We start from the raw sequence: 19873 nt of genomic DNA on the forward strand, positions 1-19873 counted from the left end.
CGCTTGCAAAGGCGGGGCGGTTTGAAAAAAACCGCACCACTCCACTCTCATTCCGGGAGGTGTCTGTATGGCCAACCAACCGCAACAGGCGGAACCCCGATCCCCTTCCCGCGATTGGGAACGGATCGCAAACACTCCGGAGTTCAAGGAAATGATGTCCCGTAAAAAGCGGTTTATCATCCCCGCAACGGTGATTTTTGCCGTGTACTATTTCGCCCTTCCCATCCTGACCGGGTATTTCGATTTTCTGAACACCCGGGTTGCAGGTGCCCTGAACTGGGCGTATCTGTTCGCCCTCTCCCAGTTTTTCATGGCCTGGATCATCGCCATTCTGTATGTCCGGAATGCCAACAAGACGGATCGTCTCGTCGAAAAAATCGTTGCCAAAGAAAAGGGGAATGAGCGATGAACACGACGGCCTTTGTCCTCTTCTGTATCATCGTCGCCATCACCTTGTACGTCACCTATTGGGCCGCCAAACGCACCCGGACCACCACCGACTTCTACGCGGCGGGCCGGTCCATCCGCGGCTGGCAAAACGGCATCGCCATCGCCGGGGATTACATGAGCGCCGCCTCCTTCCTCGGGATCGCGGGACTGATCGCCCTGTTCGGCTACGACGGCTTTCTCTATTCCGTCGGCTGGCTGGTCGCCTATCTCGTCGTGCTTCTGATCGTGGCGGAACCCCTTCGCAATTCGGGAAGGTATACGATCGCCGACATGCTGGCCTACCGGATGAAGGCCAAACCGGTCCGCTCAGCGGCGGCCCTGAGCACCCTGGCGATCTCCACCTTCTACATGATCGCCCAGCTGGTCGGGGCCGGCGGGATCATCAAGCTGCTGCTGGGCATCGACTACGAATGGTCGATCATCATCATCGGCGTGCTGATGATCCTCTATGTGGCCTTCGGCGGCATGCTGGCCACCACCTGGGTGCAGATCGTCAAGGCCGTGCTGCTGATGACCGGAACGATTCTGCTGAGCATTTTGGTCCTGGCCAATTACAATTTCAGCCTGGTAAACATGTTCAACGAAGTCTCCGCCAAATACGGTCAGGAATTCCTGGAGCCGGGCCTGCAATATGACAACCCCCTCGACAACATCTCCCTGGGCATCGCCCTGCTGGCGGGGACGGCCGGACTCCCCCACATCCTGATCCGTTTCTACACGGTCCCGTCGGCCCGTGAAGCCCGGATCTCCGTGGTGTGGGCCATGTTCATCATCGGGGCCTTCTACATCATGACCACCTTCCTCGGCTTCGGCGCGGCGCTGCTCGTCGGACAGGAGAACATCACCGCCGCCGACAAGGCCGGGAACATGGCCGCACCGCTGTTGGCCGAAGCGCTGGGTGGAAACCTCTTCCTCGCCTTCATCTCGGCGGTGGCCTTCGCCACGATTCTGGCCGTCGTCGCCGGACTGGTGATTTCCGCCGCCGGCGCCTTTGCCCACGACTTCTACTCCAACGTGTTGCGCGGCGGAAAGGCGACGGAAGCCGAGCAAATGCGGGTGGCCAAGATCGCTTCGGTGGGAGTGGGCGTGGTTTCGATCATCCTCGCCCTGGTCGCGAAGGACATGAACGTGGCCTTCCTGGTGGCCCTGGCCTTCGCCGTCGCCTCCAGCGCCAACCTGCCGGTCATCCTGTTCACCCTATTCTGGAAACGCTTCAACACTTCGGGAGCGGTGTGGGGCATCTTGTCCGGACTGATCGGCTCCGTCGTGCTGGTGTTGATCAGCCCCAACTTCATGGGGGACGACGCCATCTTCCCCTTGAACAACCCGGCCATTCTATCAGTTCCCATCGGATTTTTGGGAGCCTGTCTCGGAACCCTGCTGAGCAAGGAACCGGAATCCGAGCAGAAATTCCCCGAACTGTACGTCCGCTCCAATACCGGAATCGGGGCGGAGTGACAGCCATTGCCCTTTGCGGCAATCGCGCACCAACGGTCTTTTTCAGAAAAAAGGCGGCAGCTCATTCCTCGGATCGGGATGGCTGCCGGTTTTTTCTAAAGCGCCTTCCAAAAGTTGATCGTCAAATGGGACAGGGACGTTTCATCCATGGATTTCCCGATTGGCGATCCAGGGAAAAACCCGGATATGAAAACCGTTGCGTCCGTGATCCGGCAAGTGGAATCCCGCCGGGTCCATCGCCGAAAAACTTGCGGACGAACCTCTCGCATCCCTCCTCCGTCTTACGCACATCTAAAAACCCCCGCCGCTCGCCGGCAGGGGGCTTTTCAATTCCTTTTTTCCGGGGTCATAAAGGAGCGGACGGCGGGCGTCTCCCGGCCGCTCAGGGCATCCTGGAGCCGAATCCGCATCCGCTCTCGGGAGACGAGGCGCATGGCTTCCTCCGCCGAAAACCAGCCCACCTCGGAGGTTTCATCCCCGGTGGTCGGCTTTCCGCCGACGGCCCGGCAGAGGAAGACCAGACTGACCACATGCGTTCCCTTGGCTCCGACGTTTTTATATACTCCGGACAGCCGGATCACGTCCACCTCGATGCCGCTTTCCTCTCTCACTTCACGAGCCACCGCCCCTTCCAGGCTGTCATCCAGCTCGACCACTCCGCCCGGGGGTTCCCAGTTCCCGTTGTCCCGGCGGCGGACCAGGAGCACTTTTCCGTCCCGGTTGAGCACGATGCCGGTCGCTGCCACATGATGTTTGGGAAGTACGGCTCTCCACCCCCTTCTTCACCGCTTTCCGTCTCCCTATTCTATGATCTTCATCCCGTGCCGGAAGCGGCCGTCTGCGGTGAGGTCTCCAACTGGACCCGCTGGAAGGCAATCCCCTCTTCCTCCAGGAGAAGGCGCTCCCGGTTCTGACAGGTGCACAGGAGGATCTGGTGCTCATCGGAGAGTTTTCCGAGGATGCGAAGGGCCTCCCGCAGGCGATCTTCGTCGAAGTGCACCAGGCTGTCATCCAAAATGATGGGCAAGGGCGTCTTGCCCGCTTCGGAGAAAAGCCGGATCAAAGCCAGACGCAGGGCAAAATACATCTGGTCGATCGTTCCCTGGCTGAGCTGGTCGATCTCTTTGCGTTCGCCGGTTTCGGGCACAAACACGCTGAGGCGGATCCCGTCCGTCGGGTCGATCATCAGGTTTTCATACCGCCCCCGGGTCACCTCGCGAATCCAGTGGGAAGCGTGAGGAGTCAGCCGGGGAGCGATATCCTCCTGCACCTGGCGCAGCGCCGCGGCCAATTCCTCCTTGGCGATCTCCAGGGCCGTCCGCTCTTCCTCCAGCTCGGCCACCCGCTCCTCCGCTTCCCTCAGCAGACTTTCGGCATCGGACAGGGGCGGAATCCGGTCGAGGCGGGTGTGAATCCGCGTCGAGAGGCGAAACACTTCTTCGGATTGCTTCCGGCATTGCTCCTCCAGGGCTTGGAATTCCGTTTCCGCCTGCATTACCTGTTTCCGGAGTTCCTCTTCATCCGGCACTTCGCTCTCCGCTTCCTCCTCGTACAGGCGCTGCTCCAATTCCACAAGCTCCTGCTCCAGTTCCTCCAGCCGCTTATCCCATTCTTCCTCTTCCCGGAGCTGCTTGAGCCGGGCGGCCTTCTCTTCGATCTCCTCCAGCCTGTCATCCAGCTCCCGCACCCGTTCGCTCCGCAGGAACCATTCCTCCCATTCGGGGAACTGGTCGGTGCCCAAACGCTCAAACCAGGGCTGAAGCCGGCGGACCGTTTCCGCGCGGACCGCCTCCCACCGGGAAGAATCGGCGCGGAGAGCCTCCAGATCCGTCCGGAGTCGATGAACCCTCTCCTTCACCTCCCGCGCCTCCCGGAGGACTTGGGACAAGGAGGCATGCCACTGTTCCGGATCAAACGGCCCCAGCCGCTCCAGCAGGGAATCATTCCAGGCCTCCGCATCCCGACGCAATTCCGCCAACCGGCTCCGGTTTTTCTCGCGGGCGGATCGGGCCCATTCCACCTCCCGCTTCCTCTCCTGGATCCGGTCCCGCTTCCGGTAAAGATCCAGGGCAGAATCGGCATCCCAGCGGCGAAGGATCGCCTCCTGCTGCCGGAGCACCTCATCCAGTTCGCGCTCCAGCTGGTCGAGGTGATTGCGGGCATCCTGCAACATTTGCTTCGTATCCCATTTTTCCGTCTCGGCCCCGTCCGAATCCGCTTCCTGTCGCAGTTTGTTCCAGTCTTCCTCCAATCTCCGCCTCCGGAGTTCCCAATTTTCCAGGGCCTCCCGGTCCATCGCCCGCTGCTTCATCCAGCGATAAGCGGCGAAGGCGGAAAAGAGAAGAGTCACCACCGATCCCCAGGGCCAGAGGACGATCAGCGCCACGGTCAGCGCCAGACCGGAGATCCACATCCATTTCCAGGGAGCGTCGGTGGGAACCGGCGGGACGAGGGCATCCAGCGCTTCGCGGAGCATCTCCTCCCGCTGTTGCCGTGCTTTCCGCTTTTCCTGGAGTTCCACCTGTCGGGCGAGAAACGATACTTCTTCCTCGCAGCGGCGCTTTTCCCGCCGGTAAACATCCTCCCGCCCCTGCAGGTCGGACATCGCCATGCAATCCTCTTCCAACCGGCGAAGATCGGATTCGTCCTCTTCCACTTCCGCTTCCCCTTCCGCCGCCTGGGCGATCTCCTCCTCCCGCTGCAGCACCTCCTCCAGACGGTAGAGATGGCGCTGCATCTCCTCTTCGTCCAGCTCGAGCAGCCAGCTTTTCTCCTCTTCCAGGAAGGACAACTCCTCCTTCGCCTTCCGGTAACGCTCGGCATTTTCGGAAAGACGGCGGCGGGCGTCATTTCGCTCTTCCGCCAGCTGCCTAAGCTCTTCCCACTCCTCCCGGGTGAGGAGATGGGGGGGTTCTTCCTCTTTCCTCTTCTCTCTGAGGGCAGTCTCTTCCCGCTCCAGATCCGCCAGCGAATTCAGCTTCTCCCGCATCGACTCCGCCTGCACCGCCAGATAATTTCTCCGCTGGTCCAGGGCGGTTCTCCGCTTGGCCGCTTCCAGGCGTTCCCGGAGCTGGCCGAGCCGTTTTCCGGCCCTCTCCCGTTCGGATTCAAGCGCCCTAAGCCGTTCGCGCATCTCTCCCAGGCGCTGCTTGTCCTTGTCCAGTTCCTGAAGCGTCGAGCGGATCTCCGTCACATCGCGCTCCAGGGAGTCCCTGCGGCTCACTGCCATGCCGTAGGGTTTGGTGCGGGCCTGGGGCGTTTTCCCGATCCGCTGGATTTCCGACTCCAGCCAGTTCAGGACCGGCGTGATCTCGGTCTCTTCCCCCTGGGCGATCAGCCGGCGAATCCGCTCCACCACCTGTTCTTCCCCTGCCAGGGATTCGGAGGTGAGAAACACGATGCGACGAAACATTTCCCTCGACAACCCCAAATGGGTCTCCACGAACCGCCGGTCCTTCCGGGCATCGAAGGGATACTCCTCGGTGACATCCCGGCCCGTCTTGAGATCCACCAGCTGCTCCCGGTCCTCCGGCCATTCCAGGGAACGGATGAGGCGGTACTCTCGGTCGCCGATTTGGAAATCGATTTCCCCGCCGTATTCGCGCCCTTGCCAGGGTTGGAATCGTTCATGCCAGGAAGCCCGCTGGCGCTTGTTTACCCCCTCCTTTTTCCCGCCGTACAGCAATGCCGTAATTCCCTGAAGCAGGGTGGATTTTCCCGATTCGTTCGGCGCTTCGATCAGGTTGATTCCCTCTGAAAACCGAAAGGATTGACCCACCCACCGGCCGAAACCGCGAAAGAAGACCCGCGATATCCTCATCCCCGGACCACCTCTCTGCTCAAAAGGGCATCCAGTCCTTTGTACAGGGCCCGTTTCAACAATTTTTGCTCGTTGGGTTCGGCTGAGCTGATGCGCTCTTCCATTCTGCGGACAAACACGCCGACCACCCCGTTTTCCCGCCGCAGCTGTTCCAGATCGTAATCGGGGATGGTCTCATCCACGCATTCCACGTAGTGAAACCCCGCCTGCCTGAGCTGCCCCGACGCCCACTCGACGGAGATCGACCAATCCCGAGGTCGATATCCCGTGAAATGAATCCTGCGGTAAGCCTCGCGCTCTTCGCCCGAAATCTTCTCCGTCACCCGGCGGACGGCCTCCTCCGGCGTCTCACAGCCCGTGATGTCCACCTGATCGATCTCACAGCGGCGAGTGTGGACCGGCACCGTTTCCACCGTCAGCCCGCCCTCGCCGACGGTCCCCACCGTCACGGTCCGCTCCCCGGTCTCCTTCCAGCGCACCGCCTCCGGAGATCCGGGGTATCGGACGACGGTCCGGCATTCATTGGACAGACGGATCGTGGAGGGCTGATGAATATGACCCAACGCGACATAATCCAACTCCAGCGCCGCCAACGCCTCCCGTTGAAGGGGGAAGTACGGGGAGGTCTCCTCTCTGTCCGTCAAGGTGCCGTGAGTCACCATAATGCGCTTTCCTCCGTCATCCCGGATCTCGGGAAGCGAAGGGGTGGATTCCTCGTAGTCTGCAAACCCTTTTCCGTACAGGTGAAGGTGATATTCCGAAAAATAATGGTGCTCCCATTCGGATGAAAAGATGTGCACGTGATCCGGCCACCGCTCGGTCCGGTACCAGGAGTCCGGCCGGTAGGGATCGTGATTTCCGGGCGCGATCAGCACCTTCGTCCCGGACAGTTCCTCCAGTTTCTCCATCACGAATCGGACCGTCGATCTCCCGGCATAACGATGTTCCAACAGATCGCCGGCAATAAACAAAAAATCCGCCTGGCGCCGTTTCACGAGATCCACAATCCGATCGAAGGTCCGGCGGAACTCTTCCCGACGGGCCAGAAGCTGTTCCTGACCGCCCCGCCAACCCTCCAAGGGCTTGTCCAAGTGAAGATCGGCCGTATGTACGAATGTAAAGGATTTCACCATGCCACCTCCCCGCCCCCGGGTAAAATGTCTTAATCCCATGATACACTGCCGGAGTCACCTTCTCCATAGAAAAAACGGCATAAAACCGTACGGAGCCAAAAGAAAGCCTTTAAACGGCAAGTATGTTTCTCCTCGCACATCCCCAAACTAAAAAAAGAATATAACCTTCCGCCGAAGGAGGGAATGTCCTTGTCCGGCGCAATCTCTTCCCGCCGTCGGATTCTCGCCTGTTCCCTGGTCCTCCTTGTGGCCGCCCTCGGCTTCGGGGGAAACGCGGAAGCGGAAGTTCCGCCCAGAGTGTCCAAGGTGGAGGTTTACCGCGTCCATTCCGGTCATGCCCGTCCGATTCCGGTCACCCGCCTCATCCACGTGGAGGTGGAACGGGTGCTGGAGGGGATCCAACAGATGACGGGGACCTCTTTTCCGCAAATGCCGGCCGAATACTTCCTGTTTCGCTTCCCCACCCCCGTTGTACTTTCCGATTCCCCCGTCGGATATCCGATCCGGGAAATCGCCGTCACTGCCCCCCAATCCGCCTGGGACCCTCCGAGGCTGCTGATCCGCAACGGGCGGAATCACTGGGTGGAATACCGGACCGACCGCCCGCTGACGGTGCTGTTGGATCAATTGAAGGAACGGGGGCTGTAAGACGGACCGGAGGGGTCGAACCGCTCGCGCAAAGGCCAAGCGGCTCTGCCCCTCCGGCTTTTTTCAGGTTCCGGTCATGGATAGCCCCTTTTCTTTTTCGGGACATCCCGGGCGCAGAAACGGCTATTCCTCCCACCGCCTGACGATCAGGCTCACATTGTGACCGCCGAAACCGAAGGAATTGCTCATCACAACCCGAACATCCCTTCGCCGCGCCCGATGAGGGACATAATCCAAATCGGGCTCCGGATCGGGATGATCGCAGTTGATGGTCGGCGGGATGATCCCGTCCCGAATCGCCAGCACCGAAGCGATCAACTCCACCGCCCCGGCGGCCCCCAGCAGATGGCCGATCATCGATTTGATGGAACTGATCGGAACCTTGCGGGCGTGCGCCCCGAACACCTTCTTGATCGCCGTCGCTTCGATCGCATCATTGAACCGGGTGCCGGTTCCGTGGGCGTTGATATAATCCACCCGGTCGGGAGTCATCCCCGCCTCGGCAAGGGCGAGGCGCATCGCCCGAACCGCTCCCGCGCCCTCCGGATCGGGGGCGGTAATGTGATAGGCGTCCGTGCTGGCGCCATATCCGACCAATTCCGCCAAAACCTTTGCCCCCCTCCTCCGGGCGTGATCCGCCTCCTCCAGGATGACCACCCCGGCCCCTTCTCCGGCCACAAAACCGTCCCGATCCCGGTCGAAGGGCCGGCACGCCCTTTCGGGATCGTCGTTTCGGCGGGACAGGGCGCGAATTTTGGAAAAGGCGGCGAGGCCGAGGGGCGTGATCGGCGCCTCCGCCCCGCCGGCGATCACGACATCGGCCGTTCCATACTGGATCGCCCTCATGCCTTCGCCGATGCAGCTGGCGCCGGTGGCGCAGGCGGTGACTACCGCCGCCGACACCCCCCGGGCGCCGGTGGCCACGGCGATCTCTCCGGAGGCCATGTTCGCCAGCATGGCCGGAGCCAGGAACGGACTGAGGCGATCCGGCCCCTGGGTCAGCACGCGGCTGTATTCCCGCTGGATCATGTCCAGCCCTCCGCTGCCCGTTCCCACCATCACCCCGACCCTTTCGGCGGCTCTTCCCTCGATCCTCAAACCGGCCCGCTCCAGGGCCTGACGGGCGGCCGCCAGGCCGTACTGGGCAAACCGGTCCATGCGGCGCGCCTCTTTTCGATCCATGTAGTCCAGGGGATCGAACCCGTCGATCTCCGCGGCGATGGTGGTGGGAAATCCGGACGGATCAAAGCGGGTGATCGGCCCCACTCCGCTCTTCCCGGCCATCAACCCGGACCAGAACGTTTCCGGGTCCATGCCGATCGGAGTGAGAACGCCAAAACCGGTGATCACGACCCGCCTGCGCATTGACATCCCGCCCTTTTCCAAAACATGGTCCTCCACTATTATGGGGATGGCGGGAGCGGTTTATTCCACGGCACCGCTGACCCAAATGAAAGCGCACCCCGTCGGGGTGCCTGCGAGGTTACGTCATTCGATTTTCAAAATCTTGAACTGAATCGTCCCATCCGGTGCAGGTACGCTGACGACCTCCCCTTCGCGCTTGCCGATCAGAGCGGATCCGATCGGTGATTCGTTGGAGATTTTCTGGGACATGGGATCCGATTCCGCACTTCCGACAATCGTATATGTCTCCACCTCGCCGTCGGGCAATTCCTGGATGGTTACCTTGGCACCGACGGAAACGAAGTTTTTATCCCCGTTCTTGTCGATGATCTTCGCATTCCGGACCATGTTCTCCAGGGTAATGATCCGGGATTCGACGAATGCCTGCTCTTCCTTGGCAGCGTCATACTCGGAGTTTTCGCTGAGATCCCCCTGAGAGATGGCTTCCTTCAGACGTTGAGCCACCTGATGACGCTTTTGGGTTTTCAGGTATTCAAGCTCCTCCTTCACTTTTACAAGGCCTTCTTCGGTCAAAAGTACCTCTTTTTTCTGGATCATACCGATTCCTCCCTGTCGGCCAAATTGTTTGTTTATGCAATATGGCCTGTAACTCTGAATTCCCGTCCGGTGCAAATCTTTCCCTTTATCTATCGAGAACCGGAGGGATTAAACCCCCTTCGCTGTCGGCGGCATGATCTGCCGGCACCGAAATGCGCATCCGCTGATGGGGGATGACGGTTTCGGTGCATGGCCAGGATATGATCTGTCGGCCTGCCGGAAATGCCCCCGCAAACAGAGGCACCCTCCTCGCAGGGGGATCCTGTAACGGAGTACCGGGGTTCATCCGGGCCGGGGCTGACGTGTTGGGATTACCGGCGATGAAGTCCTGACAATCGGGTTTCCCCCAGATGGGTTTCCGGCCCGCTGCCAGCCCTGAGAGTTTCCGGCCACACGTCATAATAATATTCCCGCTTCCCGGAATTTGAATCGTCAAATTGCTGTCTTTCGACCACCCGGACCGCTCCGGATTCTTCGGCTTTCAACCGTTGCCGATGTCGGCCCCCTTCATGGAGGAGTTTCGGACAAGCCGTATACAACATTTTCATTACCCCTGAAAGCGGTTACATATAACCACTTGTCTAAAATTTTTTTCGGAGGTTCCTGACTGCATCCCAAACCGGTCGCACTTCAAGGTATCTTAGCACATCTGAATCCATATTCCAAGATCTCCGTCGACGAATTTTGCTCCAATTTTTGAAATCGCTTATACTGGAAAACACCATTCTCCCGCGAGGATTAAGGAGGTCTCCCCATGGAATGGCTGAAACTGTTGGGCAAACTGATCCTCACCTTTGGACTGGCCATGACGGGTACGCTTCTGATTTCCCTGCTCCTTTCCCCCTGGGTCCCGGAGGAGCCACTCCTGTGGTCCATCTTCCCCCAGGAAGCGGCCTTCATCGGTGCTTCCTTCCTGACCTGGATCGCTTTGGAGAAACGCCCTCTGGAGGACATGGGATTGATCGCCGCCCCCTTCCGCAGCTTTGCCATCGGATCGGGAATCGGCATGATGATGATCGGCACGGTGTTCCTCCTCCTTTGGCCAAGTCCGTACTTGGAAGTGATTGCGGTTCGCTGGGACGCAGCGGTTCTCCTCTCGGTCCTGTCAGCCGCCTTCGGTTATTTGGCGGTCGCCGCAGGGGAAGAAATTTTCACCCGCGGGTATGTACAAACGTTGCTCGTGGAGCGCCTCGGAACATGGGGCGGCATCATCGCCACCTCCCTGCTCTTTTCTTTCCTCCACCTGTTCAATCCCCATACATCCCTGCTGCCGATGTTCAACCTGTTTCTCGCCGGCATCCTCCTGGGCGTCATCAAGGAAACGGCGGGAAACCTGTGGATGCCCATCGGACTGCATTTCACCTGGAATTTGACCCAGGACGCCCTTTCCCTCCCGGTCTCCGGTTTGCGGCTGACCCCCGCCCCCCTGGTGGAGGCTGCGGAAAGCGGACCCGACTGGTTGACCGGTGGTCCCTTCGGACTGGAGGGCGGCGTCGCCGTCACCCTCATTCTCCTCCTGGGCATCCTGTGGTTTGTGAAGCGGGACCCCGAAAGGTTCAGGATCAAGGGGTTCTTCTCCGCCGCCAAACCTCTTCGTTGACCAGATGGGGAGGCCGTTTCCCCTTAAGGGGAGCCAACAGATTTTCCACCGCCACCTTCGCCATCCGGAGGCGGGTTCCCCGGGTGGAACTTCCCAGGTGCGGGGACAACACCACGTTATCCAGCTCGGCCAGACCTTCCGCCAACTCCGGTTCGCGTTCGTACACGTCCAATCCCGCCCCCGCGATCTGACCGTCCCGCAACGCCCGGACCAAAGCCTGTTCGTCGACCAGAGGGCCTCGCGCCGTGTTGATCAGATAGGCGGTCGATTTCATCATGGCCAGTTCCGCGGCACCGATCAGATGGTGCGTCTCTTCGCTGTAGGGAGCGTGCAGGCAGACGAAATCAGCCTGCCGCAGCAAATCCGGCAACGGGCGGTAGGAGGCACGGAGCGCCCGCTCCTCGTCCTCGGGCAGGCGGGTGCGGGAATAATAAATCACTTGCATGTCAAAGCCCCGCGCCCGGCGGGCGACAGCCTTGCCGATCCGTCCCATCCCGATGATCCCCAGGGTGGCCCCATGGACATCCTGTCCCAGCATCCACATCGGAGACCATCCGGGCCACCGGCCGGCTCGGGTCACCCGGTCTCCTTCGCTCACTCTCCGCGCCACATCCATGATCAAAGCCCAGGTCAGATCCGCCGTCGATTCGGTGAGCACTCCCGGCGTGTTGGTCACGGGAATCCCGCGGCGGGTGGCTTCCTTCACATCGATGTTGTTGAATCCCACCGCGTAGTTGCTGATCACCTTCAACTTTGGAGCGGCATCCATCAATTCCGCGTCGATCCGGTCCGTCAGCATCGAGAGTATCCCGTCCTTGTCCCGGATCCGGTTCAACAGTTCCTGCCGGGTCAAAGGACGGTCCTCCCCGTTCAGATCCACGTCGCAGTGCCGCTCCAACCGCTCCAGCGCCTGCTGCGGCAATTTCCTCGTCACCAACACCTTCGGTCGCATCGTCTACCCTCCCGTCAACACTATGCAATATATGCGGGAGATATCCGAGAAATCAGGCATTTTTCAAAAACGGTGCACCCCTCTCGTCCCTCCCGTTCCAATGTATATCACGACGGGCTTCGTGTCCATTCCATGGTCAAGCTTGTAAGAATCTTGTGATAAATATTCCCCACTTGTCGTAAAATAAAACTTCTTTCGTGTTATTTGAGTGTTTTAGTCGAATCGCCCCGAAAAATTCCGATGGAATCCGGCGCCGTCCCCGCCTCCGGCCGCGTGAAAGCCCCGCCGGATTGATCCCGCCCGCAAAATGGGCCATCTTCCCCGTGGCGCCGCGGAACGACCCACATATGATATCAGTGTACGGTGCGGTTGACCCGTCCAAATCCCACATGAGGAGTGAAAAGCGCATGTTCCGATTTCTTTCCGGCCACCACCATCCACCGATGATGCACCCTTGGCCCCACCACCATCCCTGTGCCATGGATCCCCGCTTCCACGAAGCTTATCATCACGTCAAAAGAGCCTACAAAATCATGAAACATATGAAGAGAAGCTGTCACAAACCTCCCCACCGCCATCGCCATCCCCACCGCCCCCCTTACTGCGGGTGGGAAAGCAACAGAATATGGTCCTCCAGCTCCCCCCACATCTCCAGCAGCCGTTACAGCACTTCCGCCGACGACTGAATCCATCGGTCAAAGGACGCCGTTCGGTTATGAACCATCCATCCTTTATCATCACGCTGCCTTTGTCCCCTCCTAAAAAGCAAACGCACCTTTCACCCGGTGCGTTTGCTTTTTTTTGGGGCGTTTCCGATCAGGCTCCTTGTTCCGACCCGAGAACGCTTTTGAAAAAGGCGATGCTTTCGGAAAACAGCTCTTCCCTCCAGGAGATTCGGGAAAACACGTGATTCGCTCCCCGGATGGAATGCAGGCGGGCCGACGCGCCGTACACCTGCAAATACCGCCGGCCCCATTCGAGCGGAACCGACTCATCCCGGTCCCCGTGCAGGATCAAAACCGGACCCTTGTAGGAGGAAATTCCCTCATAAAGATCCCATTCCTTCAATTCCTCGTAAAAGGGGCGCCCCAGTGTCACCCCCTCCAGATCCACCCCGCCGTCGGGAAGCGGAATGCCCGTCCGGAAATACTCCTCCACTTTTTCCCGCATGTTGCCCGCCGGCGCCCACAGGCACAGTCCCCGGACACACTCGGGCATCGAAGCTGCGACGTGCGTCGCCACGACCCCGCCCATGCTGAACCCGCACAAAAACACCTTCTCGGGATCGACGCCCCCCATTTGGCGGACATATCGCAGGATCTCTTTTCCCTCTTCGATCTCCCTGCCCAGGGTCATTTCCTTAAATTCCCCGTCGCTCTCCCCGGAACCGGAGAAGTCAAAACGAACGCAACCCCAACCCTCTGCAGCCAACCTTCGCGCAAATTGGACGAACAGCCACTTGCTTTCCATCCGGTTTCCCGTAAAGCCGTGGTACAGAATCACCGCGGGATGGGGAGAATAGCCGGGGCGATGCACCGCCCCCCGCAGGACCACCTCCCCGATCCGAAGCTCCGTCGGATATTCCCGTTGCCGATTTTGGTTCATGATGGTCCCCCCTTCTCTCACCTTCACTAGACCATTGATACCCGCCACAAAGTCTGCCAAACTGATTTCATTTTCCCCCTCGGGAGATTGAAAAGCGACAGCCCCAGCAATTCGCCTTCGAGAAACGGTTAAATTCACATGGCAGCAAACAAAATAACCGGCAACAATACCGGCTTTAGAATGGTTGGACATACCATCTTCAACTTATTGCCTCAACCGATTTGCAGCGTATCCGCTATGGAATACGGGATCATCTCCTTCAGGGGCGTGTTGATCCAAACCGGTTCTCATGGGAAAACTCCGAGATCCGTTTGGCATTCATTCCCCGCAACTTGTCAATGACGTATTCCACCGTTTCCAGCTCATCTTCCTTTAGCGGAACAGCCCGCTCTGCGGGCAATCCCTCCACATACTCTCCGACGATTTCCCCGCCATGTTCCATCTCCTCCCGCCGGATCGGCTTCTTCAAGATAGGAAAGAAGAAGCCGCGACGGGCGGGAACGGGACCGTAACGATTTTTTACATAAGCCATACCCATGATGGGCGGCGTCCCATGCCATTTTAAATGGAGAAAGTCGGTGTAAAACCAATGTTTGAAAAATGCAGATTCGCATTTTCCCAGCCTTCGCGGTGATTAGCCGAACCAACGAAAAACGTTTTCGGAATCAAAATCGCATACCGGGTAAGTTTCTGTCCACAAGAAAAATGAGCGGATACCTACATCGATACCCGCTCAACCTGTTGGCAAAAAATCAGAGAGGAGGCGATATTTCGCCTCGTCTCCAAGAGGTGGAGAGTCACTCGGCGAAAATCGCCTTCCCGGCTACCGTCTGTCTCAGCGAACGAAATCGGTACCCGCTGCTTGGTCTTTCACTCCTCTTCAAATCCGCTGATCTTGAACTTTAGCGTCCGGCAGTTTTCCGTCACCGTACGGACGACATCGTCAGAAACGCCGTCGGGAAAGTAAGCGGAAATGTCGATGGAAATGGTGACTTGAGCACCGACCTGTCCCGCCAAATGCTGCACCACTTCCTTGAGGATTTCCTGGGACTTGGAAGCCATTTTGAAGGGCTCCACTTCGACGGTGCCGTGAAAGCGGCGCAGTTTTTGACAAGCCCGGCATGAACAGTGTGAAATTTAACTTAGATGATCCGGATACGGTCAGATTGGCTCATCCGATCCGTTCCCGGCACCCCACCATGATCAAATCGAGCCCCTGTCGGTCCACTTCCAACCGCTCCGACGCCCGCAGATCCGGAATTGACAGGTTTACGGAAAAGGGAAACAGCTCCGGCGAGCGATTGATCACATCAAGGGGCACCATCTCCGCTTCAGAGGCGTAAATCAACACCTCAGCCAACCAAAGCCGGAGGTCGGGATGGTCGATGGCCAATCGTTCCGTCGGCACATACACGCCGTGCCTCACCATTTTCAAGGCACCCCATTCCCGCATGCTGGAGATCACCGCTTTACTGGCCACTTCCACCTTGCGGCGTTCCCCGTAAATGCGCTTAATTTTGCGGTTGATGCGTTCCGCAAGCACTTCGCGGTCCAGTTGCAAAGCCAAGCCCACCTGTTTAGCAAAATGCCTAAAAAAGGGGTAGACCAACAGGGCCATACCCCAATGCAAGGCACGCCGTTGTCTGGCTTCTGTCTCGGTCAGCAAGCTGCGGGCGCGCATGCGCAAATGGCTGACCGCCTCTGTCTCACCGGAACGCCCATGCCATATATTCAGCATGATTGTTGCCGTACTCTCCTGAGTGGTACGGCCCGGACGATTCCGACCCACATGCTCGCGAAACAGCGTGATCAAATCACCGCGCGACCGATTCGGATCCTGAAACGCGGCAAACTCCATATCTTCAAGTGTCACACGGTAATCAAAACCGATGATCATCTTGGCCACTTTTATCCACCACTTTCACCAACGGCACCAGCACTTCTTCCACGCTGATCCCCCCATGCGCCATGATCCGCCCCTGACTTGTGGTAAACGCAGTACGGCCTCGGGCCAAGAGGGGGAATACACCGGGGGGAAAACCAGCCGGCGACCATGCGAGCGTATGGGGATGTTTCGTCAGGGCCTGATCGCGAAAAGCCTCATCCGCGTAGATTCGTGCACGGTGACCGCGGGTTTCGGCGAGAATACCTTGATCGATACGTCCCGTACCCATACATTCCAACTGACCATGGTCGCTGGTCAGATAGACATCGAAACCATTGTACAGAAGTTGTTCGATCAGCGTCAACAAATACCCCCTCTTCAGCCATACATCCAATTGCGAACGCAGTCCGGCCGCCCCCTGTCGCACCCCGTGAGCCATGTCGTCGATGGCGTTGACAACCAGGCCAAGGACGCGAAGAGAAGGGGCCTTGACCTCCTCGATCCAAGTATCGATCGGCTCCTCACCCAAACCCTTCCGATACCCGATCTCCCCTCGTCGCAAGCCTTGATTCTCCCAAAAACGCTGCCACAGCTTCGGTTCTCCCTTCGTCGTCTGCCACGATTCGCTGAAAAAAAGTGGCGATTCCCCGGCAAACAACGCTTGCCGTGAGATATTGGTCAGAGTGGGAACCCAAGCAAATACCGCCTGCTCCGCAAACGACCACTCCTTTCGTATGTCAGAGAGATGGCGGCGGATCTGCACCCAGTTGACCCAGCTCATCCCATCGAGCACCACCAACGCCGTCCTGCGATCCCCTTGACGACTGGCCAAGTAATGGGGCACATGGTGGAGCATGACCGGGCGCGGATGATACGACAAGTTAATCAATGTGGAAAAGCGTTCCGTGAGCCACCGCTCAAACCGTTCTTCGATGGTTTCCCGCAGTTTCACCCACGCCTGATGCCGATCCTTCTCAAGTTCCGCTTCATGTGTCAACACCCAATCGTACAATTCCGCCCATTTGGGCACCAATGCCTGCCATGCGTGGTGATGGTCCAATTCCTCGGCCGCCTTGGTCACTTGCCTCAACAAATGTTCAAAGCGATTATGCGGGTCGGCAGGCACCTCCGGCACCACTCCGACATGTGCCCAGGCCGGGAGCGAAGCCCGCTCAAAACCGGAAACCGGTGTCAAGAACCCCTCCATGAACAGGTTGTCCACGCGATGACGGATCTCGTCGTGATCAAAGGGCAAAATTCCCTCTTCCCCTTCACCGAATACATATGGGTGATCCGGCGTCTCCTTCGCCTGCGCCCGTATTTTCCACTGTAGAAAACGCGGCCAGGCATCCTGCAGAAAGCGGAAAAAAGCTGTCCTCGACGGAACAATGGTTTCCAAAGGCAGACCGCGCAACGCGGCCTTCTCGGAAAAACGGGCGATTAAATATTGGTCCAGCACCTTCGGATAAACCCGCCCCGCCATGTGCCGTGACAGCAGATAGGCCAGCAGCTCGGGCACCGTTTCAATCAGCTCAACCGCCACCTTGAACACGCGACGCAGCAAAAAATCGCATGTGGCCATATCGGTCAACGGACCCCGAAAATCCGGATAAACAGCGAATAGCACTGCATAGTCATGAGCCTCCAGCTCCCGGATCACGCTATAAGAAAGCCGGGGAAAAAACTCGGCCAAGTGAAGGGAGAGTTCTCGTCCGTCACTCAGCACGTCATGCGGCACCCGATCCCGCTGGTCCATGGAAAAGGGAAAAACAACGACCAACTCCGCATTTTCCCCGCCGTCCCACCGGCGGCGATATTCTGACTCGTACACATAGCGAAACCGGATCGGATCGTCATAAAACAACAATTCGAACCCGCGCCGGCGGATCTCTTCCAAAATGTGCTCCTCGCGGATCAGATCGTCGGGATCATACACCAAGGTTAACCTGGCCAATCCGGGATGAAACGGTTGCAGAATCCGTGCTTGCCAGTCTCCCATGTACTCTCCCTCCGGATATAGAGTTCAACCCTGATGATTGTGCGTTTATGATAAATCCAGCTTATTAATCGGAGTCCTGCCTGTGATTACACGCAAATTTCCGCCACACTCACGAGCACGGACAACGGCGATTGTTCCAGAAAAAAGGTCCCGTATCCGGGAGCCTCTAAACACTTGCAATACCCTTTAAAACAGGATTTTCCGGCATCATCCCTTTGTTAAAGAACGTTGAGCTTTTATCGGCATAGTTGATGGTAACGGGCAGGCGCACTCTTCGATCCGTATGGATGTTCATATATGACAAATGGTAAATATCTTCCACAAGATGTTCCATCGGTGTCGGACCGGTATGATGATGGATTTTTATCGGTTTGGCCATTCCCACGAAATCCGAAGGATCGGTTGAACAGAGATATGCGATGTTTCCTTTGATGTAGGCCGTCCCGGGGATGTTGACGTACCGTTTCTCGGTGGCGGAAGTCTCCAGGCGGGCCATCCTCCGGTTCGCGTTTTTGATAACCGAAACATAATCAAAATCGATGGGCTCATCCAATTCATTCAACACTTCCGAAATCCAGATTTGTTCTTCTTTGTGACCGGTTCCATCCCGGTGGAAGACAATATTCTCGGGCGACCGGCCATATTCCTTTCTAAACCGGTGAATCACTTCGATCACTATCCTCTGTATACTCTCTTTGCCAAGTTTCTCGCCGGCCTCATTGGAAGAGAACGGCTGCACCCAAACCGGTCTCCCATCATAGCCGAAAACCTGAACAATCCCGGTTGCATGTTTCCCTTGATCGTGACTGACATCGAACCCCACAAAACAACTCGCATGAAGCGGTTGATCCAATACCCACGGCTGAATCCCGCCTTTTGCGTAGATCCCCAGTAAAATTTGGGGAATGGCGTAGGTGTTGTCGGTCGTTTCCAACTGAATGAATTGTGTCATTACCCCATGGTTCCTACCCAACTCGTTTTTTATCAATTGGTATCGGGACTCGTTCTTTTTATGGAAGATGACGGCGGTGACCACGGACGGATCCCAATCCAACTCCTTCAATTTCAGACGCAATTGGGAAGGATTCGAGAACGAAATCTGTTTGATGATGTTCATTCGCTTCAAGGGGACACCCCACGCACGAGAGGTTTTTTCCAGCTCCTCCGCAAAGTCCTTCATATGAAGCGATTGCGAATGACTGTAGACATCATGATCAATCAGGTACTGGTATTTTAACGGTTCCTTTGGAGGGGCATAAACCCCGCCTTCACGGAGAGCGTTTTTGATCCTACGAAAATCCTTCACCTTAATATCGTTGCCAACCCTTAAAACGGGTTCATCGATTTCGACGATTCGATAACCCGTCGCTTTGGCCTGTAAATTCTTTGGTTCGGGACCCAATTCATAAGGAAACAGTGTCTGATCAAATCTTCTTATTAAACGACCTGCCAATTTAGCTGATTGATTTGTTTTTTGATTTGTGCTTAACCGGATTAGCTTCTTGACCTTTGGATCGATCCCACTATAATGACATTCCAGTTTCAGCAATTGGGGGATGTAGGTATAGGGACGAGCGTTCCGGCCCTTCTTCTTCACTTTCACTGCGGGAGTTTGCGGGGGGATATGGGCTACCAAGTCGGGGCGTTTCTTTACTGTTCGGTAATACTCAATCGGGCTGGGTTCACCCAGTTCCATGGGATCGGAAACCGTTTGATCCAATTGACCGACAAATTCATAATGCGTCCCTGTGTAGGGATCAAAAACTCCCATTCCGGGTACCACATGCTCCGTCTGCATTATCTGAAAAAGGTTTTTCTCAAAACAGGCGGAACTTCATGTCGAACCCGATGATGATGTTTCCATTCGGTTCCACTAGAACATCAAGGTGAATGCCCTTGTGAACCCTGATACCCTCGATGGAATCCCCTTTCTTCGCGACAAACGTCCCGTAATCATGATGGTATTCGGATTTGTTGGCCTTCCCGATCCCATTGAGTATGAGACGCTGCAACAGTTTCCGTTCCCGCTCATTTTCCAAATCAATGGCCCGGTATTCGTGTTCCTTTTCATATCCCTCCGGCCATTTTTTCAGTTCCTCGAACGAGCCAATATAGGGACCGTAAAAAGCGACTACGGGATCCCCGTTCATCTTGGCAACCAACCGTGAAAGGGAGCCGTTTTCGTAGTCCTTTTCCTCATAGTTCCGCACGGGCAATTTGTAGAGATGAAATTGTATTTCTCCCGCATGGAGAGTCATTAACCATTCGGAAAAGAAATACATATTTTCCACCTCATTTTTTCTATTTATTGTACCCTGGATTTATATTTTTGTCGAAGTAAATGTCCTTGGTAAAAGTACT

At 57.2% G+C, this 19873-nt stretch carries 19 protein-coding genes; 4 read left to right on the plus strand and 15 right to left on the minus strand.

Going from position 1 to position 19873, the window contains the following annotated elements; all coding sequences use genetic code 11:
* Window positions 1-67 precede the first annotated feature (67 nt).
* Entirely contained in the window at window positions 68-409 is a 342-nt protein-coding gene (locus CLV97_RS00160; protein ID WP_106343502.1) for a DUF485 domain-containing protein, read from the plus strand.
* Window positions 406-1908, plus strand: a complete 1503-nt coding sequence (locus CLV97_RS00165) for a solute symporter family protein (RefSeq protein ID WP_106343503.1) — start codon at window positions 406-408, stop codon at window positions 1906-1908. The genes CLV97_RS00160 and CLV97_RS00165 overlap by 4 nt, the downstream gene beginning before the upstream one ends.
* A 326-nt stretch (window positions 1909-2234) precedes the next feature.
* Here the strand turns inward: CLV97_RS00165 and CLV97_RS00170 are convergent, their stop codons facing one another.
* From CLV97_RS00170 to CLV97_RS00180, 3 genes are all read right to left on the minus strand, one after another.
* Window positions 2235-2654: an NUDIX hydrolase gene (locus tag CLV97_RS00170; protein WP_106343504.1), complete on the minus strand. Its 420-nt coding sequence runs from the start codon at window positions 2652-2654 to the stop codon at window positions 2235-2237.
* Between the two features lie 68 nt (window positions 2655-2722).
* Window positions 2723-5728: an ATP-binding protein gene (locus CLV97_RS00175; protein ID WP_106343505.1), complete on the minus strand. Its 3006-nt coding sequence runs from the start codon at window positions 5726-5728 to the stop codon at window positions 2723-2725.
* Window positions 5725-6858, minus strand: a complete 1134-nt coding sequence (locus tag CLV97_RS00180; RefSeq protein ID WP_170070293.1) for a metallophosphoesterase family protein — start codon at window positions 6856-6858, stop codon at window positions 5725-5727. The genes CLV97_RS00175 and CLV97_RS00180 overlap by 4 nt, the downstream gene beginning before the upstream one ends.
* Window positions 6859-7050: 192 nt before the next feature.
* On the opposite strand from CLV97_RS00180, the gene CLV97_RS00185 reads away from it, so the two are divergent.
* Window positions 7051-7509: a hypothetical protein gene (locus CLV97_RS00185; RefSeq protein ID WP_146130368.1), complete on the plus strand. Its 459-nt coding sequence runs from the start codon at window positions 7051-7053 to the stop codon at window positions 7507-7509.
* 123 nt (window positions 7510-7632) lie between these two features.
* On the opposite strand, the gene fabF is transcribed toward CLV97_RS00185, so the two are convergent.
* The 3 genes from fabF to CLV97_RS00200 form a co-directional block, all read right to left on the minus strand.
* On the minus strand, window positions 7633-8874 hold the full coding sequence (fabF, locus tag CLV97_RS00190; RefSeq protein WP_106343730.1) for a beta-ketoacyl-ACP synthase II: 1242 nt from the start codon (window positions 8872-8874) through the stop codon (window positions 7633-7635).
* Window positions 8875-8997: 123 nt separating this feature from the next.
* Complete coding sequence (gene greA / locus CLV97_RS00195) at window positions 8998-9471, minus strand: transcription elongation factor GreA (protein WP_211295642.1); 474 nt, start codon at window positions 9469-9471, stop codon at window positions 8998-9000.
* Between the two features lie 311 nt (window positions 9472-9782).
* On the minus strand, window positions 9783-10013 hold the full coding sequence (locus tag CLV97_RS00200) for a hypothetical protein (protein ID WP_106343508.1): 231 nt from the start codon (window positions 10011-10013) through the stop codon (window positions 9783-9785).
* 212 nt (window positions 10014-10225) lie between these two features.
* Between CLV97_RS00200 and CLV97_RS00205 the strand changes: the two genes are divergently transcribed.
* Complete coding sequence (locus tag CLV97_RS00205; RefSeq protein WP_106343509.1) at window positions 10226-11071, plus strand: CPBP family intramembrane glutamic endopeptidase; 846 nt, start codon at window positions 10226-10228, stop codon at window positions 11069-11071.
* Here CLV97_RS00205 and CLV97_RS00210 read toward each other — a convergent pair.
* From CLV97_RS00210 to CLV97_RS00250, 9 genes are all read right to left on the minus strand, one after another.
* Window positions 11034-12023, minus strand: coding sequence for a 2-hydroxyacid dehydrogenase (locus tag CLV97_RS00210; protein ID WP_106343510.1), 990 nt, complete (start codon window positions 12021-12023; stop codon window positions 11034-11036). The two genes, CLV97_RS00205 and CLV97_RS00210, sit on opposite strands and share 38 nt — an antisense overlap.
* 353 nt (window positions 12024-12376) lie before the next feature.
* Window positions 12377-12607, minus strand: a complete 231-nt coding sequence (locus CLV97_RS00215; protein ID WP_106343511.1) for a hypothetical protein — start codon at window positions 12605-12607, stop codon at window positions 12377-12379.
* 232 nt (window positions 12608-12839) lie between these two features.
* Complete coding sequence (locus CLV97_RS00220) at window positions 12840-13628, minus strand: alpha/beta hydrolase family protein (RefSeq protein ID WP_170070294.1); 789 nt, start codon at window positions 13626-13628, stop codon at window positions 12840-12842.
* 259 nt (window positions 13629-13887) lie between these two features.
* Window positions 13888-14250: a Panacea domain-containing protein gene (locus tag CLV97_RS00225; protein ID WP_106343513.1), complete on the minus strand. Its 363-nt coding sequence runs from the start codon at window positions 14248-14250 to the stop codon at window positions 13888-13890.
* Window positions 14251-14498: 248 nt separating this feature from the next.
* A complete protein-coding gene (locus CLV97_RS00230) occupies window positions 14499-14690 on the minus strand; it encodes a hypothetical protein (RefSeq protein ID WP_106343514.1) in 192 nt (63 codons plus the stop codon).
* 109 nt (window positions 14691-14799) lie between these two features.
* The gene (locus CLV97_RS00235; protein ID WP_106343515.1) at window positions 14800-15534 is read right to left on the minus strand and encodes a hypothetical protein; all 735 of its coding nucleotides are present in this window, start codon (window positions 15532-15534) and stop codon (window positions 14800-14802) included.
* Window positions 15509-17512: a BREX-3 system phosphatase PglZ gene (gene pglZ / locus CLV97_RS00240; RefSeq protein ID WP_106343516.1), complete on the minus strand. Its 2004-nt coding sequence runs from the start codon at window positions 17510-17512 to the stop codon at window positions 15509-15511. Before pglZ ends, CLV97_RS00235 begins: the two co-directional genes overlap by 26 nt.
* A gap of 166 nt (window positions 17513-17678) precedes the next feature.
* On the minus strand, window positions 17679-19283 hold the full coding sequence (locus tag CLV97_RS00245) for an argonaute/piwi family protein (protein WP_170070295.1): 1605 nt from the start codon (window positions 19281-19283) through the stop codon (window positions 17679-17681).
* A 46-nt stretch (window positions 19284-19329) separates the two neighbouring features.
* Window positions 19330-19794: a hypothetical protein gene (locus tag CLV97_RS00250; RefSeq protein WP_106343518.1), complete on the minus strand. Its 465-nt coding sequence runs from the start codon at window positions 19792-19794 to the stop codon at window positions 19330-19332.
* Between the last annotated feature and the right edge of the window lie 79 nt (window positions 19795-19873).

The sequence above is a fragment of the Planifilum fimeticola genome, from assembly GCF_003001905.1.
Lineage (GTDB): Bacteria > Bacillota > Bacilli > Thermoactinomycetales > DSM-44946 > Planifilum > Planifilum fimeticola.